General features: G+C 62.1%; 17 protein-coding genes and 1 pseudogene. 9 read left to right on the top strand and 9 right to left on the bottom strand.

Annotated elements, in window-relative coordinates:
- Positions 1 to 14: 14 nt before the first annotated feature.
- The 4 genes from xylB to AC1D3C_RS14050 form a co-directional block, all read right to left on the bottom strand.
- Positions 15 to 1,469: a xylulokinase gene (gene xylB / locus AC1D3C_RS14035; RefSeq protein WP_477483299.1), complete on the bottom strand. Its 1,455-nt coding sequence runs from the start codon at positions 1,467 to 1,469 to the stop codon at positions 15 to 17.
- Positions 1,470 to 1,494: 25 nt separating this feature from the next.
- Positions 1,495 to 2,535, bottom strand: coding sequence for a LacI family DNA-binding transcriptional regulator (locus AC1D3C_RS14040; protein ID WP_477483300.1), 1,041 nt, complete (start codon positions 2,533 to 2,535; stop codon positions 1,495 to 1,497).
- A gap of 143 nt (positions 2,536 to 2,678) precedes the next feature.
- A complete protein-coding gene (locus AC1D3C_RS14045; protein ID WP_477483301.1) occupies positions 2,679 to 4,271 on the bottom strand; it encodes a DHA2 family efflux MFS transporter permease subunit in 1,593 nt (530 codons plus the stop codon).
- 21 nt (positions 4,272 to 4,292) lie between these two features.
- The gene (locus tag AC1D3C_RS14050; protein WP_477483503.1) at positions 4,293 to 5,507 is read right to left on the bottom strand and encodes an HlyD family secretion protein; all 1,215 of its coding nucleotides are present in this window, start codon (positions 5,505 to 5,507) and stop codon (positions 4,293 to 4,295) included.
- Positions 5,508 to 5,641: 134 nt separating this feature from the next.
- On the opposite strand from AC1D3C_RS14050, the gene AC1D3C_RS14055 reads away from it, so the two are divergent.
- Together AC1D3C_RS14055 and AC1D3C_RS14060 are read left to right on the top strand one after the other, a co-directional pair.
- Positions 5,642 to 6,343, top strand: coding sequence for a TetR/AcrR family transcriptional regulator C-terminal domain-containing protein (locus AC1D3C_RS14055; protein WP_477483302.1), 702 nt, complete (start codon positions 5,642 to 5,644; stop codon positions 6,341 to 6,343).
- Between the two features lie 98 nt (positions 6,344 to 6,441).
- A complete protein-coding gene (locus AC1D3C_RS14060) occupies positions 6,442 to 7,209 on the top strand; it encodes a TerC family protein (protein WP_477483303.1) in 768 nt (255 codons plus the stop codon).
- 10 nt (positions 7,210 to 7,219) lie between these two features.
- On the opposite strand, the gene AC1D3C_RS14065 is transcribed toward AC1D3C_RS14060, so the two are convergent.
- The 3 genes from AC1D3C_RS14065 to AC1D3C_RS14075 are packed head-to-tail and all read right to left on the bottom strand — an operon-like array spanning position 7,220 to position 8,636.
- Complete coding sequence (locus AC1D3C_RS14065; protein ID WP_477483304.1) at positions 7,220 to 7,582, bottom strand: VOC family protein; 363 nt, start codon at positions 7,580 to 7,582, stop codon at positions 7,220 to 7,222.
- Between the two features lie 2 nt (positions 7,583 to 7,584).
- Positions 7,585 to 8,052, bottom strand: a complete 468-nt coding sequence (locus AC1D3C_RS14070) for a GNAT family N-acetyltransferase (protein ID WP_477483305.1) — start codon at positions 8,050 to 8,052, stop codon at positions 7,585 to 7,587.
- 38 nt (positions 8,053 to 8,090) lie between these two features.
- Positions 8,091 to 8,636 (bottom strand): glutathione peroxidase, encoded by a 546-nt coding sequence (locus AC1D3C_RS14075; RefSeq protein ID WP_477483306.1) that lies wholly within the window; start codon positions 8,634 to 8,636, stop codon positions 8,091 to 8,093.
- Between the two features lie 125 nt (positions 8,637 to 8,761).
- Here AC1D3C_RS14075 and AC1D3C_RS14080 point away from each other — a divergent pair.
- From AC1D3C_RS14080 to lysS, 3 genes and pseudogenes are all read left to right on the top strand, one after another.
- Positions 8,762 to 9,007: pseudogene (locus AC1D3C_RS14080) on the top strand (SLC13 family permease); the annotation flags it as partial.
- A gap of 115 nt (positions 9,008 to 9,122) precedes the next feature.
- Positions 9,123 to 10,580, top strand: coding sequence for a glutamate--tRNA ligase (gene gltX, locus AC1D3C_RS14085; protein WP_477483307.1), 1,458 nt, complete (start codon positions 9,123 to 9,125; stop codon positions 10,578 to 10,580).
- Positions 10,581 to 10,833: 253 nt separating this feature from the next.
- Complete coding sequence (lysS, locus tag AC1D3C_RS14090; RefSeq protein WP_477483308.1) at positions 10,834 to 12,330, top strand: lysine--tRNA ligase; 1,497 nt, start codon at positions 10,834 to 10,836, stop codon at positions 12,328 to 12,330.
- Positions 12,331 to 12,463: 133 nt separating this feature from the next.
- Here the strand turns inward: lysS and AC1D3C_RS14095 are convergent, their stop codons facing one another.
- The gene (locus AC1D3C_RS14095; RefSeq protein WP_477483309.1) at positions 12,464 to 13,861 is read right to left on the bottom strand and encodes a hypothetical protein; all 1,398 of its coding nucleotides are present in this window, start codon (positions 13,859 to 13,861) and stop codon (positions 12,464 to 12,466) included.
- Between the two features lie 219 nt (positions 13,862 to 14,080).
- On the opposite strand from AC1D3C_RS14095, the gene AC1D3C_RS14100 reads away from it, so the two are divergent.
- The 3 genes from AC1D3C_RS14100 to AC1D3C_RS14110 all read left to right on the top strand — a co-directional run bounded on the left by AC1D3C_RS14100 (position 14,081) and on the right by AC1D3C_RS14110 (position 16,780).
- Positions 14,081 to 14,482: a MarR family winged helix-turn-helix transcriptional regulator gene (locus AC1D3C_RS14100; RefSeq protein WP_247138925.1), complete on the top strand. Its 402-nt coding sequence runs from the start codon at positions 14,081 to 14,083 to the stop codon at positions 14,480 to 14,482.
- Between the two features lie 76 nt (positions 14,483 to 14,558).
- A complete protein-coding gene (locus AC1D3C_RS14105) occupies positions 14,559 to 15,854 on the top strand; it encodes an MFS transporter (RefSeq protein ID WP_038545427.1) in 1,296 nt (431 codons plus the stop codon).
- 128 nt (positions 15,855 to 15,982) lie between these two features.
- Positions 15,983 to 16,780 (top strand): class I SAM-dependent methyltransferase, encoded by a 798-nt coding sequence (locus AC1D3C_RS14110; RefSeq protein ID WP_477483310.1) that lies wholly within the window; start codon positions 15,983 to 15,985, stop codon positions 16,778 to 16,780.
- Between the two features lie 86 nt (positions 16,781 to 16,866).
- Here the strand turns inward: AC1D3C_RS14110 and tal are convergent, their stop codons facing one another.
- A complete protein-coding gene (gene tal / locus AC1D3C_RS14115) occupies positions 16,867 to 17,832 on the bottom strand; it encodes a transaldolase (protein WP_038545433.1) in 966 nt (321 codons plus the stop codon).
- A gap of 235 nt (positions 17,833 to 18,067) precedes the next feature.
- Between tal and AC1D3C_RS14120 the strand changes: the two genes are divergently transcribed.
- Positions 18,068 to 19,000, top strand: a complete 933-nt coding sequence (locus tag AC1D3C_RS14120) for a sugar-binding transcriptional regulator (protein WP_437179059.1) — start codon at positions 18,068 to 18,070, stop codon at positions 18,998 to 19,000.
- The last annotated feature ends 43 nt before the right edge of the window (positions 19,001 to 19,043 follow it).

Consider the following 19,043-nt stretch of genomic DNA (forward strand, 5'->3'; position numbering starts at 1 on the left):
GGGGCGCCTCATGTTCAATGCGCCAGCGACTTGATCGCCGGATAGAGCGCCCGGTAGCGGGCGTATGCGGTATCGTATGCCTCCAGGAGAGCTGCGACCGGTTCGATGGTCTCGTCGATTTTCGGTGCCGAGCAGACGGAGAGCGGGTCGGCGCCGGTGGCGGCGATGAGGCCGAGGCGTGCGGCGCCGAAGGCAGCTCCAAAATCGCCGTCGGCTGGAATATCCACCGGCACGCCGAGAGACGTGGCGATCGACTGCAGCCAATAGCGCGAGCGTGAACCGCCGCCGATGGCGGTAACGCGGGAAATCGAGGTGCCGGCGGATTTCAGGGCTTCGAGATTGTCCCTGATCGCAAAGGTCACCCCTTCCAGGACCGCCTGGGTCAGCACCGACCGGCTGCTTTCGTGTTCGAGGCCGATGAAGGCGCCGCGGATGGCCGCATCGTTATGCGGCGTGCGTTCGCCGGAAAGATAGGGCAGGAAGGTGACGCTGGAGGGAGCCTTCAGCGTATCGCCGAGTTCCTGAGTGAGCTCGGCGGCGGTCTTGCCGGTGATGAGCGAATACCAGTTGAGCGCGTCGGTCGCCGACAGGATGACACCCATCTGGTGCCAGGTTTTCGGCAGTGCGTGGCAGAAGGCATGTACCGCACTTTCCGGCTTCGGCAGATAGGAGGCGTTGGCGGCAAACAGCACGCCGGACGTGCCGAGCGACACGAAGGCCTGGCCTTCCGCCACCGTGCCCATGCCGCAGGCCGAGGCCGCATTGTCCCCTGCCCCACCGGCAATCATAACGCCCTCGCCCATGCCCCATTTGTAGGAGAGCTCGCCGCGCAGCTTACCGGCCTGCTCGGTGCCTTCGACCAGCGACGGCATCTGGCTTTCGGTAAGGCCCGTGGCGGAAAGCAATTCGGACGACCACTTGCGGGCGCCGGTATCGAGCCAGGACGTGCCGGCCGAATCCGACATTTCCGAAATATGCTCGCCGGTCAGCCACAGGCGCAGGTAATCCTTCGGCAGCAGCACCTTGGCGAGCTTCGCGAAAATCTCCGGTTCGTTTTTGGCGACCCAGACGAGCTTCGGGGCGGTGAAGCCGGGGAAGACGATATTGCCGGTGAGCTTGCGGAAAATCGGGTTCGCATCGAGGGCTGCGGCTTCCTGATGCGAGCGGGTGTCGTTCCAGAGGATGCAGGGGCGCAGCACCTTGTCTTCGCTGTCCAGCAGCGTCGCGCCGTGCATCTGGCCAGAAAGCCCGACGCCCTTCACCGCCGCGAGCTCCTTCGGGAATTTTGCCTTGAGGCCGGCGACAGCCTCTTCGGTGGCGCGGATCCAGTGGGCCGGATCCTGCTCCGACCAGCCCGAATGTGGACGCGAGACGTCGAGCGAGCCGCTCGCCGAACCGATGATCTTCTGATCGCCGTCGATCAGCATCGCCTTGACGCCCGAAGTGCCGAGATCGAGACCGAGATACATGGTGTTTCTCCTAATGCTCCGCCCTTCAGGGCAGATTGTCCTTCAAGAATATGTCGATACGGATGCGTTCCTGGGCAGCGAGCACCGGCAGCCCGTCCGCCTTGGCCTTCAGCACGCGGATCGCGCTTCTGATTTCGTGGCCCGCATCCTGGTTCAGCACCGCGTCAATGGTGCCGTCGGCAAGTGCTGCGCGGGTCGAGGCGGTCAGTTCGTGCGCGATAACGAGCGGCCGGCTGGGGCCGTGCGCCGCCTGCAGCGCGCGGATGAGGCCGCGGTTGCCGGCACCGAGACTGTAGATGCCGGCGATGTCCGCATTACGACGCAGCGCCTCCGCGATCATCGTCTCGGCGAGCACCGGATCGTCGCGGCCCTCGAGGACGGGCAGGATACGGACGTTCGGATAGGCTTGGGCGATCACGGTCGAAAAACCTTCCAGCCGCTCTCGATGGTCGCGCACCAGCATGGAACCGGCGAGCACCGCGACGGTCGCCCCTCGTTCGCCGAGGGAAGGCCCGTTGAGGAAACGCCCCATCAGGCTGCCCGCAGTGCGGCCGGCTGCAATATTGTCGATGCCGGCATAATGGTCGCGGGAGGAATCCGGCAGGTCGGAGACCAAGGTCACCATCGGGATGCCGGCCTGACGCAGGTGCTCGGCGGCCGCGCGGACTTCCGGCGCGTCGATCGCAACGAAGGCGACGCCCGCCGGTTTTTCGGCAAGCACGGCCTCAAGGGCTGCGACCAGCGCGTCAGGATCGAAGGGCGGTACGTCGACGATGCGGATATCGGTGCGCTCGAAGCTGGACCGGGCGACCGCGCCGCGCACCTCCTCTGTGAGGCCGATCATGAAGGAATTGTCGTTGGCCGGCAGGATGAAGACGAAGGAATAGGTCCGGCTTTTGGCAAGGTTGGCGGCGGCGAGATCGCGCACATAACCGAGCGAGGCGATTGCCTCCTCCACCTTGCCGCGGGTGACGGAACGCACGCCCGGCCGGCCGTTGAGAACCCGGTCGACGGTCGCAAGGCTGACGCCCGCAATCTTTGCGATGTCATGAACTGTGGGCTTCATGAATTCCTCCGCCGACCGTGTTAGCGGAAATTCTGAGGTACGTAAATCAAAATTTGAGGTACGTGTTTCAACAACGCTGGACGCCAAAGAAAAAGGCCGTCACGTGTGTGGCGGCCCTCTTCCCGGCGGTGGAATGCTGGAATTTAATGCCCGCCGCCACCGGCGCCCGCGGGGCGGCCTGGCTTGGCGATGAGGAAGACAAGGAAGATCAGGCTTCCGAACAGCGCCGTCAGGATGAAGAACACATCCATGAAGGACAGCAGCAGGGCCTGTTGGGTGATGATGCCGGAGATCTTCTGGAGCGCCACGGCGCCGCCGTCGAGACCCAAGGCATTGTAATTGGCGCCGACGCTGTCGAGCCAGCTCAGCGCAGCCGGATTGCCGTAGTTCACATGCTCCGAAAGCCGGGCATAATGCTCGTCGGAGCGCTGGGTCAAAGCCGTATTGATGATCGCAAGGCCGACTGCGCCGCCGAGATTACGCGTCAGGTTGAAGAGACCGGAAGCGCCCTGGATACGTTGCGGTGTGAGCGTTCCGAGCGCGATATTGCTGATCGGCACCATGCACATCATCATCCCGAACCCGCGCAGGATCTGCGGCAGAAGCAGTTCGTAGAAATCCCAGTCGGCGGTGATGCCGGTCATCAGGTAGGTGCCCATCGCGAAGGCGCCGAAACCGACCGCCATCAGGATGCGCAGGTCCACGCTGCTCGATAGCCTCCCGACGAGCGGCGCGGAGACGAACATGGCGATACCCGAGACGAACATGGTCTCGCCGATCATCAGCGAATCGTAATGACGGATGCGGCCGAGATAGAGCGGATAGAGATAGGTGAGCCCGTAAAGCCCGACGCCCATGATGAAGGAGAACAGCGATCCGAAGGCGAAATTGGCGTTGCTGAATGCTCGGAGATCGACGATCGGGAACTCGACCTTGAAGGCCCGCCAGAAGAACACCACCGCACCAACAGTGACCAGGACCGCACCGACGACGATCTTGTCGTCGCTGAACCAGTCCTTGTTGTTGCCCTCTTCCAGCACGTATTCCAGCGCGCCGAGGAAGACACCCATGGAAGCAAGCCCCCACCAGTCGAATTTCTTCATCAGTTGAAGCTGCGGCTTGTCGAAGTCGATCAGCGTGAAGGTGACGGCCGTCACGATGATGCCGGGGATGACGTTGACCAGGAACAGCCAATGCCAGGAGAAGGAATTGGAAAGGTACCCGCCGACCGTCGGGCCAATGGTTGGCGCGAGCGTCGCGACAAGTCCGATGATCGGCGACACGATGCTGCGCTTCGACGGCGGGAAGATGGTGAAGGCCGCAGCGAAGACAGAGGGGATCATGCCACCGCCGATGAAGCCCTGGATGGCGCGGTAGACGATCATCTGGTCGATATTCGTCGCGGTGGCGCAAAGGATGCTGGACAGCGTAAAGCCCGCGGCACAGATGGCGAAGAGGTAGCGCGTCGAGATGATACGCGCCAGCGTTCCCGACAGCGGGATCATGATCACTTCGGCGATCAGGTAGGAGGTCTGCACCCAGGCGATTTCATCCGAACCGGCGGAAAGGCCGGCCTGGATTTCCGCGAGCGAAGCCGAGACGATCTGGATGTCGAGGATCGACATGAACATGCCGAAGACCATCGCGAAGAAGGCGATCAGCTTGCGTCTGTCCATCGGCTGGTCGGCGGGCATCGCCATAGGGGATGCGCCCGCCGTGGCCGTTGCTCCTGCCATGGCCGCTCTCCTTGGTTCTCTTTACTTGGCAGCGACAGCGCCGATGCCAGGCGCAGTGCGGGTGTCGACGTCGACGACGACACTCAGGCCGGCGCGAAGATGCTGACGCTCCAGGTCTTCCTTGGGGATCGAGATGCGCACCGGAACGCGCTGCACGACCTTGGTGAAGTTGCCGGTCGCATTTTCCGGCGGCAGCATCGAGAAGACGGCACCGGAAGCCGGCGCGATCGACACGACCGTGCCGGTGATGTTGTGATCGTCATAGGCATCGACATGCACGCGAACCTTGGAACCCGGCTGCAGATGGCCAAGCTGAGTTTCCTTGAAATTCGCCTCGATATAGAGCTCGGTCAGCGGCACCAGCGACGCGAGCCGCTTGCCCGTCGAGACGAGATCGCCCGTCTGGACAGAGAGATTGCCGATGACGCCGTCATAAGGCGCCTTCAGAACGGTGAAGTTCAGATCGCGCTGGGCCTGGTCGCGGGCGAGCTCCTGGGTGCGGATCGTGTTGACCGCTTCGTCGCGCTGCGCATGCAGAAGGCCGATATTGGCCTGGGCCGAGGCAACCGCGGCCTGGCCGGCGACGAGATTGGCGCGGGCCTGTTCGAGCGCGATCTGGGCACTGTCGAGCGCGGCGGCGGTGCCGACGGCGCTTGCCTGCAGGCTCGTCGCGCGCTTCTGGATGATCTCGGCGCCGCGGACAGCAGCTTCGAGAGCGCCTTGCTGGGCCTGGGACTGCTTCAGCGCCGCTTCGCCGCCGACGATCTGCGCGTCGATCCGCAACACTGCGAGATTGGCGGATTCTATGGCGGCCTGCGCCTTGCGAAGTGCGAGCTGGTAGTCGCCGTCGTCCAGCGTGACGAGCGAATCGCCTGCCTTGACGGCCTGGTTTTCGACGACGTTCACCTTGGCGACGTAACCGGAAACCTTCGGCGAGATGACCGCGATATCGCCTTCGACATACGCATCGTCCGTCGAAACCAGGAACCGGCCGTCGATCCACCAGTTATAGCCGTACCAGCCGGCGCCACCAAGGAGGGCAAGCGCGATGATCGGCAGCAGGAGGCCGCGGCGCTTCTTCTTTTCCGGCGCTTTGGCGACGGCCGGGGCCGCAATCGCCTCGGCAGCCGCAGGCTGTTCGGCCGCAGGCGAAGCCTTGCGGGCTTCAGCCTCCGAAAGGTCGACATTTTCCGTCGTCACGGCGCGCAATGCGCCGGTATTGTGAGAGGCCGTCATCTTCATATACCGTCTTGGGAGCGTCTTATTTCATCGAACCGATCGGTTCAGCGACCTTGACTTAGACCTTTCGATGACACATATCAAGAGCAATCGAACCGCTCGGTTCGAAAAGGTTAAAAAAGGGCATCGAAATGGCCAGGCAGACAAGGAAACTGGAAAAAAACGATCCGATTGCCGCCGGACGTTTCGCAGCGGGCGAAGACCCGGCGAAACGGGAACAGATTATCGACGGGGCAAAGAGCGTCTTTATGAAGCTCGGCTTCGACGCGGCGAGCATGAACGACATCACCCGCGAGGCGGGCGTTTCTAAAGGCACGATCTACGTTTACTTCCAGAACAAGGAAGACCTGTTCGGGGCGATCGTGGCGCGCGAACGCGAGCGGATCACCCTGCGGATGCGCGACATCCTCGCAGGCAGTGAGGAAGTCGAGGACGGTCTCTACCGCTTCGGGATGGGATTTGTGACCCATATCACCTCTCCGCAGGTGATCGGCGCGATGCGCACCGTCATCGGCGTCGTCGATCGTCTTCCAAACATCTGTCACCACTTCTTCAACTCACCGTCTCAAAACGTACGCACAGTTCTTGAGGATTTCCTTAAGCGTCATATCGCGCTCGGCAATCTGAAGATCGAGGATACGGACCTGGCGGCGCGTCAGTTCATCGATATGTCGAGCGGCACATTTTTCAAGTTCCGCCTGTTTGGCGATCTCGATGACGTGCCGCCCTTCCGCGAAATCGACCGTGCTGTTACGGGTGCGATCCGGGTATTCATGGCAGCCTACGGCCTGCATAACGCTTCCGTGACGACAAAAACCGAAGAACATGCCTGATTTCAGGAGGTTGTAACGCAACCTCCTCTTGTCTTTGCATCTCCAGTCCTTAAATCGGGACGGCAATTAAGCCTTGCGATTGAAAGAAGGGAATGTTGATGCAGGATATCGTCGCGCTGGTTCAGGATCCGGCCGCCTGGGTGGCGCTCGTCACCCTCGTCGTCATGGAAGTCGTGCTCGGCATCGACAACCTGATCTTCATCTCGATCCTCACCAACAAGCTGCCACCCGAAAGCCGCGAACGCGCCCGCAGGATCGGCATCGGCCTGGCGCTCGTCATGCGTCTCGCCCTGCTCGGCACCGTCGCCTGGATCGTCCAGCTTACCAACCCGATCTTCGAGGCCTTCGGCCATGGTTTCTCCTGGAAGGACCTGATCCTGATCGCCGGCGGCCTTTTCCTTGTCTGGAAGGCAACCAAGGAAATCCACCATTCCGTCGATGTCGACGACCATAAGGAAGACCTGGTCGGCGCCGGCAAGGACGTGCTCAAGATGAGCTTCGCATCTGCAATCGGCCAGATCCTGCTGCTCGATCTCGTCTTCTCGATCGACAGCATCATCACCGCCGTCGGCATGACCCCTCACCTGCCGATCATGGTCGTCGCCRTCATCGCCGCTGTCACGGTGATGCTGATCGCCGCCACTCCGCTTGCCAATTTCATCGAGAAGAACCCGACCATCGTCATGCTGGCGCTCGCCTTTTTGCTGATGATCGGCGGCACCCTGATCGTCGAAGGTTTTGGCGTGCACGTGCCCAAGGGCTATATCTACGCCGCCATGGCCTTTTCCGCCGGCGTCGAGGTGCTCAACATGGTGGCGCGCAACGCCCGCAAGAAGAAAAAGGGCAGCGGGACGACGCTGCATTGAGTTGAGGAGCTTACTTCGTTATGCGGAAGGCTCGACTGGAGACCGCGATCGAGTTCTGGCCCGGATCTTTGGCATTCGCAAACTCGTAGCCATCGGCCTTGTGGATCGGGCCGAATTGGAGCCCTCGTTCCGCAGCGCGACGGCAGAACGCTTCGACATCCTCCACATCGAACACCAGTTTGACGATCACCTGGCCGGTCTTCTGCGATTTGGCGGCCTGGTGAAACATCAGGTTGGCGCCGCCATCCTTGCTGACCAGTTCGACGATGCGATCACCGGGCAACCGCAACACTTCGAACTCGAAATGCGCCTCGTAAAAACGCACCATCGCTTCGACATCCTTCGCATAGATCGTCACACGGCTGAGCGGCACGGTTATCTCCCAAGCGAGAAGATATTGAGATTGCCGACACCCGTTTCTACGCGCTGCCAGCCCATCCTCTCGTAGAACGGCGAATTGGCAGGCGAGGCGCATAGATAGACAATCTCGATGCCCTGTCCGATAGCCGCCTGAGCTGCGGCGTTGACCAGAGCCGATCCCACCCCTTCGCCGCGACATTCCGGTTCCACCCAAACCGCAGCAATCCAAGGGCTGTATTGGGGACGTTCGTCCATGTCGCTCGTGATCAGCGACGCAGTTCCCAGAAACCGATCTCCGTGATGCGCCACGATGGCCAAGGGTATCCCGGTCGAGACCAGGTTTTCCTGCACTCGACCGGTTATGTATTCCAGCGAGACCCCTTTGCTCCGCCACCAGGCATTCCAGACGCGGTCGGCCACGTCCCCGACAAAGCCAGGCCGTGCACGCAGGTCGGAGATCGAGAAACCATCAGCGGTCTTCACGGACTGATCCCTTTTCCCGGTTCACACTTTCGCAGGCCTCAGTTCTTCGCCAGTTCCCGTTCGACCGCGTCGACCAGCCGGCTGTCCTGCGCATCGACATCGGGCGCGAAGCGGGCCTTGATCTCGCCGTCGCGGCCGATCAGGAATTTCTCGAAATTCCAGACGATCTCGCCGTCGTCTTCGACGGCCATGCCGAAGCTGCGCAGCTTTTCCTTCATCGGGCCGTCGCCTGTGGTCGGAACGCCGGAGCCGGTGAGGCCCTGGTAGAGCGGGTGCTTGTCCTCGCCCTTGACGGAGACCTTTGAAAAGATCGGGAACTTGACGTCGTAGGTGAGCTGGCAGAATTCGACGATCTCGGCGTCGGTGCCGGGCTCCTGGCCCTTGAAGTTGTTGGCCGGGAAAGCGGTGATCACGAAACCATCGCCGCGCTTGTCTTCGTAGAGTTTTTCGAGGCCTTCATACTGCTTGGTCAGGCCGCATTTCGAGGCGACGTTGACAACCAGCATCACCTTGCCTTTGTATTCCGAAAGCGTGGTCTCGCGGCCATCGGCCAGCTTCACCGGCACGTTCAAAACATCAGTCATCGACAAATCTCCATTTAAAACAATCTGGTCGTTTTGCCGCGACACCCTATCGAAGCGGCACCGGTTGTCCAGTGGACGGGCGTCCTGTCGATCAGGCGCGCCGGAACTTTGAATTCGTCTCCGCATTGATGGGCCCGATCGCGGCGGGCTTCGCTACCAGTCTCGGTTTTCGGCCGGAGGCGTTTCTGATGGCGGTGGCGATCGGCGCCGGCTGCGATTTCCTCACCCCGGTCGGCCACCAGTGCAACACGCTGGTCTTCGGCCCCGGCGGCTACAAGTTCTCCGACTATCCCCGCCTCGGTCTGCCGCTTTCTTTCCTGATCATCCTCGTCAGCGTGCCGGCACTGCTCTATGTTTGGCCGGTAAGGTAGGGTTCAAGGCCAAAAACCTTGACGCTTACGGCTGAATATGGCCTAAGCCTGCGCCAATCTGCATTTCAAAAACAGGCTTGGCGCCTTTCCGGCCGCCACAGATAGAGCATTCTTCATGATCGCCACGAAGCCCCGCGTCCGCATCGCCCCCTCGCCGACCGGCGAGCCGCATGTCGGCACCGCCTACATCGCGCTGTTCAACTATCTCTTCGCCAAGAAACATGGTGGCGAATTCATCCTGCGCATCGAGGATACCGACGCTACGCGCTCGACGCAAGAATTCGAGGACAAGGTTCTGGACGCGCTGCGCTGGACGGGCCTGACCTGGGCCGAAGGCCCGGATGTCGGCGGTCCCTACGGACCCTACCGCCAGTCCGACCGCAAGGACATGTACCAGCCCTATGCCCAGCAGCTGCTCGACAAGGGCCATGCCTTCCGCTGCTTCTGCACGCCCGAGCGGCTCGAGCAGATGCGCGAAGGCCAGCGCGCCGCCGGCAAGCCGCCGAAATACGACGGTCTTTGCTTGAACCTGACGGCCGAGGAAGTGACCTCCAAGATGGCGGCCGGCGAAGGCTCGGTCATCCGCATGAAGATCCCGACAGAGGGCTCCTGCGATTTCCATGACGGCGTTTACGGCGACGTTTCGATCCCGTGGGATTCGGTCGACATGCAGGTGCTGATCAAGGGCGACGGCATGCCGACCTACCATATGGCGAACGTCATCGACGACCATCTGATGAAGATCACCCATGTTGCGCGTGGCGAGGAATGGCTGGCCTCGGTGCCGAAGCACATCCTGCTCTACCGCTATTTCGAGTGGGAGCAGCCGGTGTTCATGCACCTTTCCCTGATGAGGAATGCCGACAAGTCGAAGCTGTCGAAGCGCAAGAACCCGACCTCGATCTCCTATTATTCCGCGCTCGGCTACCTGCCGGAAGCGCTGATGAACTTTTTGGGCCTGTTCTTCATCCAGATCGCCGAAGGCGAAGAGATGCTGACCATGGACGAACTGATCGAGAAGTTCGATCCGGACAACCTCTCCAAGGCCGGCGCGATCTTCGACATCCAGAAGCTCGACTGGCTGAACGGCCGCTGGATCCGCGAAAAGCTGACGCCGGACGAATTCGTCGCCCGCGTTCTGGAATGGGCCATGGAAAACAGTCGCCTGACGGAAGGCCTGAAACACTCGCAGAGCCGCATTTCCAAGCTCGGCGAACTGCCGAACCTTGCCGGCTTCCTGCTGTCCTCCGATGTCGGCCTGACGCCGGCCTCGTTTGCAGGCCTGAAGACCAGCCCCGCCGAAACGCTTGAAATCCTCACCACCGTTCAGACGGATCTGGAAAAGATCCTGGAATGGAATGTCGAGACGATCGACGCTGAACTGCGCGCCGTGGCCGACAAGCTCGCCAAGAAACTGCGTGTCGTCACCCCGCCGCTGTTCGTCGCCATGTCTGGTTCGTCGCGCTCGCTGCCGTTGTTCGATTCGATGGCGCTGCTCGGCCGGTCCGTGGTGCGCCAGAGGCTGAAGATTGCAGCGACAGTGGTGGCATCCATGGTGGGCGACGGAAAGTAAGAAACCGCATGCCTTCATATTGAAGGTGGATGTACAGCATACCCCCCTCTGCCCTGCCGGGCATCTCCCCCTCAAGGGGGGAGATCAACCAGAGGCGCCACCTCCGCCCTAACCAGCGTCGAATGCTGGGCATGCGATGACAGAGAGAGGGCGATGAGCAAGCTCCATCAAATCTCCCCCCTTGAGGGGGAGATGCCCGGCAGGGCAGAGGGGGGTAACCGCAACGAAGACAGCCCGAAGAAGGCGAAACACGATGACCGAGAACACGACCGAAACCGCCCTCTCCTCCGACGCCACCCAGGTGCGCGCCCAGAAACTCGCATTGCTGCGTGAAAAGATCGGCGACGTCTATCCGGCGCATTTCCACCGCACCATGACCAATGCGGAACTGGCCGAGAAATACAAGACCCTCGAGGCGGACGTCGAGACGCAGGACATCGTCACCGTCGCCGGCCGGGTCTATTCCTCGCGTAATTCCGGCATGTTCATGGATATCCATGACGCATCCGGTAAGGTGCAGATCTTCTCCCACAAGGACACCGCGCCGCAGGAAGCCCGCGACCTTTTGCCGATGGTCGATATCGGCGACATCATCGGCGTGACGGGCGTCGTGCGCCGCACCAAGCGCGGCGAGCTGACCATCAACGCCCAGAACATCACCATGCTCACCAAGTCGCTGCTCCCCATGCCGGAAAAGTGGCACGGCCTCTCGGATGTCGAGCTGCGCTACCRCAAGCGCCATCTCGACATCATGACCAACGAAGAGTCGAAGCTCCGCTTCCAGCAGCGCAGCCGCATCGTCTCCGGCATCCGCCGCTTCATGGAAAACGACGGCTTCATGGAAGTCGAGACGCCGATGCTACATTCGGTCTATGGCGGCGCAACAGCCGAGCCGTTCAAGACCCACCACAACACGCTGAAGCTCGACATGTACCTGCGCATCGCGCCGGAACTGTTTCTGAAGCGCACGCTGGTCTCGGGCCTCACCGACAAGGTATTCGAGATCAACCGCAATTTTCGGAACGAAGGCGTCTCGACCCGGCACAACCCCGAATTCACGATGATGGAGTGCTACTGGGCTTATGCCGACTACGAGGACATCATGGACCTCGTCGAACGCATGTTCTCGACATTGGCCATGACCATCCACGGCACGACCGAAGTGAAGTTCGGCGACAAGGAACTGTCCTTCAAGGGGCCGTTCAAGCGTGTGCCGATGCCCGATGCGGTGAAGGAAGCGACCGGCATCGACTTCCTCGCCATGAAGACCGACGAGGAAGCCCGCACCGCCGCCAAGGCCGCCGGCTTCGCGGTGGAGAAGGACTGGACCTGGGGCGAATGCCTCGCCTTCATCTTCGAGGAGAAGGTCGAGGGCACGCTGATCCAGCCGAGCCACGTGACGCATTTCCCGAAGGACATCTCTCCCTTCGCCAAGGAAGTGCCGGGCGAACCGCGCCTCGTCGAACGCTTTGAAACCTATTGCAACGCCTGGGAACTGGGTAACGCCTTTTCAGAGCTCAACGACCCGGAAGAGCAGCGCAAGCGCATGGTCGAACAGCTCGAACAGGCGCACGCCCGCGGCGAAAAGGACAAGCAGCTCGACGACGAGTTCCTGGATGCGATCGACCAAGGCATGCCGCCGGCCGGCGGCCTCGGCATCGGCGTCGACCGCCTCGTCATGCTGCTGACGGATTCGCCCTCGATCCGAGACGTGATCCTGTTCCCGGCACGCCGCGCCAAGGCGGACTGATAGGGTTCGCCTCTGCCACCCTACGGTCGTCATCCGCGGGCTCGACCCGAGGATCCACGGACTAGGCGGTGCGAACTCTGGATTCTCGGGTCGAGCCCGAGGATAACGACGGAGAGCTCGGTTTATTCCCCTCTCAATGCACGACCTTCCCAGCCGGGTCCTTCGCATCCGAAGCTGAAGCCGCCTCTGCGGGTTTTGCGGGTGCGGCTGGAGCCGGTTGGCCCCTGAGCTTTGCGAGCCATTCGGCGCCAGCGGCGTCAGCGTCCGTTGAGCCGCCGGTCTTTGCCGGAGCCGCTTCGGCATGCGGCGCTTCGGGTGGTTTGGCGTCGGAACGAACCGCATCGCCATCGGTCTGCTTGGACCAGCGCTTGCCGCCTTCCGCCGACGTGCGAGGCGCAGGCGCGGGCTCTGCCGGCTTGGCTGGCTTGGCTGCGGCCTGGGGTGCGTCGGCCTTCTCCTGTTCGCCGCTGCCGGAGAACATGCCGGTTATCGAGGCGAGAAAACCACCCTCTTGCTTTTTCGGTTCGGCGGATGCGACCTGAGCAGGTGCGGCCGGCTTCTGCTTGCCTTGGCCCTGATCGGCGGCAGCCTTGTTCTGTGCTACAGGTGCCGGATGCGTGACCGCGGCCGGAGCCGGATGGGCGGCGGCAGCCGGAGCGGCAGCATGGGTTTGAGCGGCGGCGGCACCGCCCTCGGGCGCATGTGCGGCTTCTGCCGGCGCTTGCGCCTTCGAGCCGAAGATCATGCCGGTGATGGAGCTGAAGAAACCGCCGCTTTCCTTGGCCGCAATTTCGTCACCATGGCCTTCGGCCGGAGCACCATGCGCATCGGCTGGCGCTCCATGCGGGTCGGCTGCAGGCTCGCCATGACCGGAAGCGGGCTTTTCGCTCATTGCTCCGTGGCTCTTCGGCTTTTCGCCATGGCTGGCGGAAGCGCCGTGTTCGCCTTCCGGCGCCGCGACGACAGGTTCGACGCAATCGGCGTGATCGGTCAGCCGGGCGGTAAGCGCCTCGACATCCTCGAGCGGCAGGTCGATGCGCATGCCGTAATATTCGCCATTCGAATTGGCCGCGCCGTCGAGGTAATAGGCCGAATAGGGCCTCACGTCGGCGCCTTCGGGCGCCTTGTTGGGATCCGGGATATAGACGACCTGGGCACCGATCGCACGGCCGCGCATCTGAGCGCGATCACGGGGGCCGGCCTTGTCGATCATCGCCACCTGGACGAGATCCGCCTTTTCCTTTTCCTGGACCGCCTTGGCGACACGCAAGGCCGTGCGAATGCGCGCCAGACCGTCGCCGGTTCCGTCGCTCACCACGTATTTGCGGATCCAGTAACGCTGATCGCGCTTGATCTTGACCGTTTCCAGCGCGGTACATTCGAGCCCGTTGATCTCCAGATAGGAGGGGCCGAGGATCTTGTCCGTACCGATGAGCACAGCGGCCGCACCGCTGCCACCGCCAAGAACGACGATACTGCCCATGAGGATGAAGACGAGCTTCTTGGAAAACCGGAACTTCAGACCCTTCACTTGCCGAGCTCCGGCATGATCAAACTCCATATCTACGCAAAACAACAGGATGGAATAGTGCCGGGATAGTCGCCTATTCTTGTTGAGGAAGCTTTAAGCCGGGCCATTCTTTTTGTGCCCTGGAGGTCTTTCTTCGGGTCGGCCTGCGCCATTCCGAAACGTTCCAGCTTTTGATGCGCCCCTCTTGCGCAAATCGAACCGCGGGTATATACCCGCTCTATGCCGAACGACACATGCCATTGCATCCTGCTGCGCAAAGCCTCCCGAAAGGTCTCGTCCTATTACGACGAGGCCCTGGCGCCGCTCGGGGTCAACATCGGGCAGTTCAGCCTGCTGCGCAACATCAACCGGCTGGCGCCGATCTCGCTGACCGATCTCGCCGTCCAGGTGGAACTGGACCGCTCGACCGTCGGCCGCAATACCAAGGTGCTGGAGCGCATGGGCCTGGTGGCGATCGGCCATGGCGAGGACCAGCGCGAGGCGATGCTGACGGTGGCGCCGAAGGGTGCGGCGATCCTGAAGCAGGGCGCGCCGCTCTGGGACAGCGTCCAGGACGATATCGAGGCCCGGCTCGGGGCCGAGAAAACCAGACAATTGCAGGAGCTGCTGGCGGCTCTCTGATTTTTATGCAAAAGCGGGCATATACCCGAAAATTACACGCTGCCGGAGCGGCAACGACCAGGAAAGGGACAGAACCATGATCTCCAATCGCGCCGCCCAATGGATGGCGGCCAGAAACCTGCACTACGGGTGGGTGGTTGCCATCACCACATTCCTGACGATGCTCGCGACCGCCGGCGCCATGGGCTCGGCCGGCGTGATGATCCAGCCGTTGCATCAGGAGTTCGGCTGGGATATCGCCGACATCTCGTCCGCCATGGCGGTGCGTTTGCTGCTGTTCGGGCTGCTTGCTCCGTTTGCCGCCGCTTTCATGAACCATTTCGGCATCCGCCAGGTCGTCACGACCGCGCTGGCGCTGATCCTGGGCGGCATCGTCGTTTCACTATTCATGACCGAGGTCTGGCAGCTGGTGGCGCTTTGGGGCATCGTCATCGGCGTCGGCACCGGCATGACCGCCATGGTGCTTGGCGCAACGGTAGCTTCCCGCTGGTTTTCGCAACGTCGCGGCCTCGTCATGGGCATGTTGAGCGCCAGCAACGCGACCGGCCAACTCGTCTTCCTGCCGCTCTTGGCGGACCTGAGCGAAACCTATGGCTGGCGCACGGCACTGGCGCTGACCGCCTTCGCCATCAGCGCCGCCATGATCCTCGTGCTGGCACTGATGCGCGACCATCCCGCCGACGTCGGCCTGCCGGCCTATGGCGAGACGACCGTCTCCAGGTCACCGAAGCAGGATCACAAGCTGCTGACCACGCTGATCTCGCCGATCACCACGCTGAAGAGCGCCTCGGCCAGCGGCACCTTCTGGGTTCTGTTCGGCACCTTCTTCGTCTGTGGGCTTTCCACCAATGGCCTTATCCAGACCCATTGGATCTCGATCTGCGGCGATTTCGGCATGGCGCCGCTGGCCGCCGCCAGCACGCTGGCCGTGCTTGGCATCTTCGATTTCTTCGGCACGATCATGTCCGGCTGGCTTTCCGACCGGTATGACAACCGCATCCTGCTCTTCTGGTATTATGGGCTGCGCGGCCTGTCGCTGATCTACCTCTCTGTCTCCGGCTTCAGCTTCTATGAACTGTCGGCCTTCGCCGTCTTCTACGGGCTGGACTGGATCGCCACCGTGCCGCCAACGGTAAAGCTCGCCGCCGACAAATTCGGCCGCGAAAAGGCCGGCATGGTGTTCGGCTGGGTGTTCACCGGGCACCAGCTGGGCGCTGCCACCGCGGCCTATGGCGCAGGCTACCTGAAGAGCGGTTTCAACACCTACATGCCGGCCCTGCAGATCGCCGGCGTGATGTGCATGATCGCCGCGGTTTCCGTCCTGCTGCTGCGCAAGCCGGGCACCGCCAAGCTGGTGCCGCAGCCGGCCTGATCTTCGCAACGCCTCTCCGGCGGCGGTCACCGGCCGCCGGAGACCTAGCCTGCGATTGCAAAACTGCAAAACTCCCGGGATATGATATTGGTGGCATAGGCCAAGCCGCCATCGCCACAGGAGGCATCATGTCGTCGATCACCTCGGGCAACGCCGTTCAATATGCCGACAGCCGCAAGCTGGCGGCTCGGGGGCGCCTCAACAGGGAATATACGATCGCCGAGACCGGCTGGTTTCCCTGGGTTGCGCGGCAACTGCCCCTGAGGCCTGCTGACCGCGTCCTCGATATCGGCTGCGGCCCCGCCTGGTTCTGGGCCTCGGTCATCAACGATATACCTGAAAATCTCGACCTCACGCTCGCCGATCAATCTTCCGGAATGGTGGAAGAGGCCCTTGCGCGCTGTACGTCCCTACCCTTCGGATCGGTCACGGGCCGTCAGGCGGAAGCTTCCTCCCTTCCCTTCGAGGACAATAGCTTTGACTTCGTGGTGGCCATGCACATGCTCTACCACCTGCCCGATCCGGCAGCAGGAATCGCGGAAATGTTCCGGGTGCTGAAGCCCGGTGGATGGCTGGCGGTCACTACCAACGGCATGGGCAACACGCGCGGGATCTACGAACTTACCACCGTGTTCGGCAGCGAGCCATTCGATCCGAGCGCGGCCGTTTTCGGATACGACAGGGCCGAGGAGCTGATGCGTGCCCGGTTTGGCAATGTTGCCTTCTCCCAGCACCCCGCACACATGCGGATCACCGAGCCGGAGGATGTCTTTCTGGCGCTAACCTCCTACCCGCCCGGCGACGGCGCGGACGAGGCTCAATTGGACGCGTTCCGGGAAGCAATCGCCGCTGCATTCGAGCGCGGCAACGGCGTGCTCGAGGTGGAGAAGGAAACCGGCCTGTTCGTCAGCAGAAAGCCGGACTGATCCCGAGCGCGGACTTGAGCATTTGCCAATACAGAAAGGCCCGTCGCGAGACGGGCCTTTCTTCATGCCGGCGGTGGAAGCTGGTATCAGGCTGCGGCGAGGGTCAGTTCCTTCTTGACGATCTGGCGCAGCGACGCGAGGTCCTTGGCGAAGGCGCGAATGCCTTCCGACAGCTTTTCGGTCGCCATCGCGTCCTCGTTCAGCATCCAGCGGAAGGACTTCTCGTCGAGCGACTGCAACGGCTCCGCGTTGAACGTTTCCGGCACGAGCTTGCGCTCCAGCTTGCCGGTGTCCTTGTCGAGCTCGTCGAGCAGAGCCGGGCTGATCGTCAGGCGGTCGCAGCCGGCCAGCGCTTCGATTTCGCCCGCATTGCGGAACGAGGCGCCCATGACGATCGTCTTGATGCCGTTCGCCTTGTAGTAGTTGTAGATGGCGCGCACGGAGACGACGCCCGGATCGGTCTCGGCCGTATAATCCTGGCCGGTCGACTTCTTGTACCAGTCGAGAATGCGGCCGACGAAGGGCGAGATCAGGAACACTTTCGCTTCGGCGCAGGCGATCGCCTGGGCCTGGCTGAAGAGAAGCGTCAGGTTGCAGTCGATGCCTTCCTTCTGCAGCACTTCGGCGGCGCGGATGCCTTCCCAAGTGGAGGCGAGCTTGATCAGGATGCGGTCGCGCTCGATGCCGCGCTCCTTGTAGGCGGCGATGATATGGCGAGCCTTGGCAATCGACGCTTCCGTGTCGAAGGACAGGTCGGCATCGACCTCGGTCGAAACGCGGCCCGGCACCAGCTCGGACAGGGCGGCACCGACAGTGATCGCCAGACGGTCGGCGACGGCGGACACGACGGCGTCCGGATTGCCCGACTGTTTGCGGCCCCAGGCAATCGCTTCCTTGACCTTGTCGGCGAAGATGGGCGTGCCGAGCGCCTTCAGAACGATGGTCGGGTTGGTGGTGCAATCCACGGGCTTCAGACGGGCGACCGCCTCGATGTCGCCGGTATCGGCAACGACCGTGGTCATGGAACGAAGCTGCTCTAGTTTAGACGTCATCCGAATATTCCTCGATATATGGAGAACTAAACGCCTGTTGCGCGATTTGGCTCCTCCGGCGCGTTGGCAAGAATTATCCCCTGCCGGCGGTCAAAAAGTCAAGACATTTGTTCTTCGGAATTGACATATGTGTCAGTTGGAACAAATATCATGGGGCTTGTCCATCATTGTCCCGGGAGGCCCGTTGGCTAGGCTCAGACACGAGACCCATACCGCCTATTCCGAAGCCGCCTCCATGCGGCTGCGGGCGGCATGGCTTTATTATAACCAGGGATTGACGCAAAAAGATGTCGCCGAACGGCTGGGCTTGAGCCGCTCGACGGTGATCCGCCTGCTCGACGAGGCGATGAAGCGCTCCGAGGTCCAGATCTGGATCAGCGAAGGCATCGACACCTGCGTCGAACTGGCGATCCGGCTGGAAAAGGCCTACGGGCTGGACGAGGCTGTGGTCGTGCCCGCCCCGCGCGACAGCAGCGCCGCGGCACTCGCCAGTTCGGTCGGCCTGGCGCTCGGGCAATTCCTTTCCGAAGTGGTGCAGGACGACATGACCATCGGCGTCGGCTGGGGCCGCACCATGACCGCCTCGCTCGGCAGCTTTCGCCCGCCGCGGCGGGAGAACTGCAAGGTCGTCTCGCTGCTCGGCGGCATCGTCGCCGTCCACCAGACCAATCCGATCGACTACACCTGGCGTTTCGCCGGCCAGCTGGGCGCCGAATGCTACATGTTCCTGGCGCCGCTTCTGGTCGACTCAGTCAAGACCAAGCGAGCGCTGATCGAGCAATGCGGGCTCAACACGATCTACGATCTCGCCGAAAATCTCGATCTGGCGGTGGTGAGCTGCGGCGATATCGGCCCGCATTCCACCTCGCTGTCGGAAGGCTTCATCTCCAAGGCCGAGCTTGACCGGCTGATCGCGGCGGGCTGCGTCTGCGACACGATGTTCAATTTTCTCGATGAAGAAGGCCGCTCGGTGGATCACAAGCTGAACGAGCGGGTGATGTCCGTGGATCTGGATACGCTGAGACAAGCCAAACACATCGTGCTCTCCTCCGGCGGCGCGCACCGCGCGGTGGCGATCCGCGCGACGATCCGCAGGGTCGGGTGCAATACCCTGATAACGGACGAGACTGCGGCGAAGGAGTTGTTGAGGTTGAACGAACCTTCCTAGGGAGCACAAGGGTTGGCCTGACACAGGCTGCGCTGCAACGGAC

The sequence above is a fragment of the Neorhizobium sp. P1_A6 genome (genome assembly GCF_056406795.1).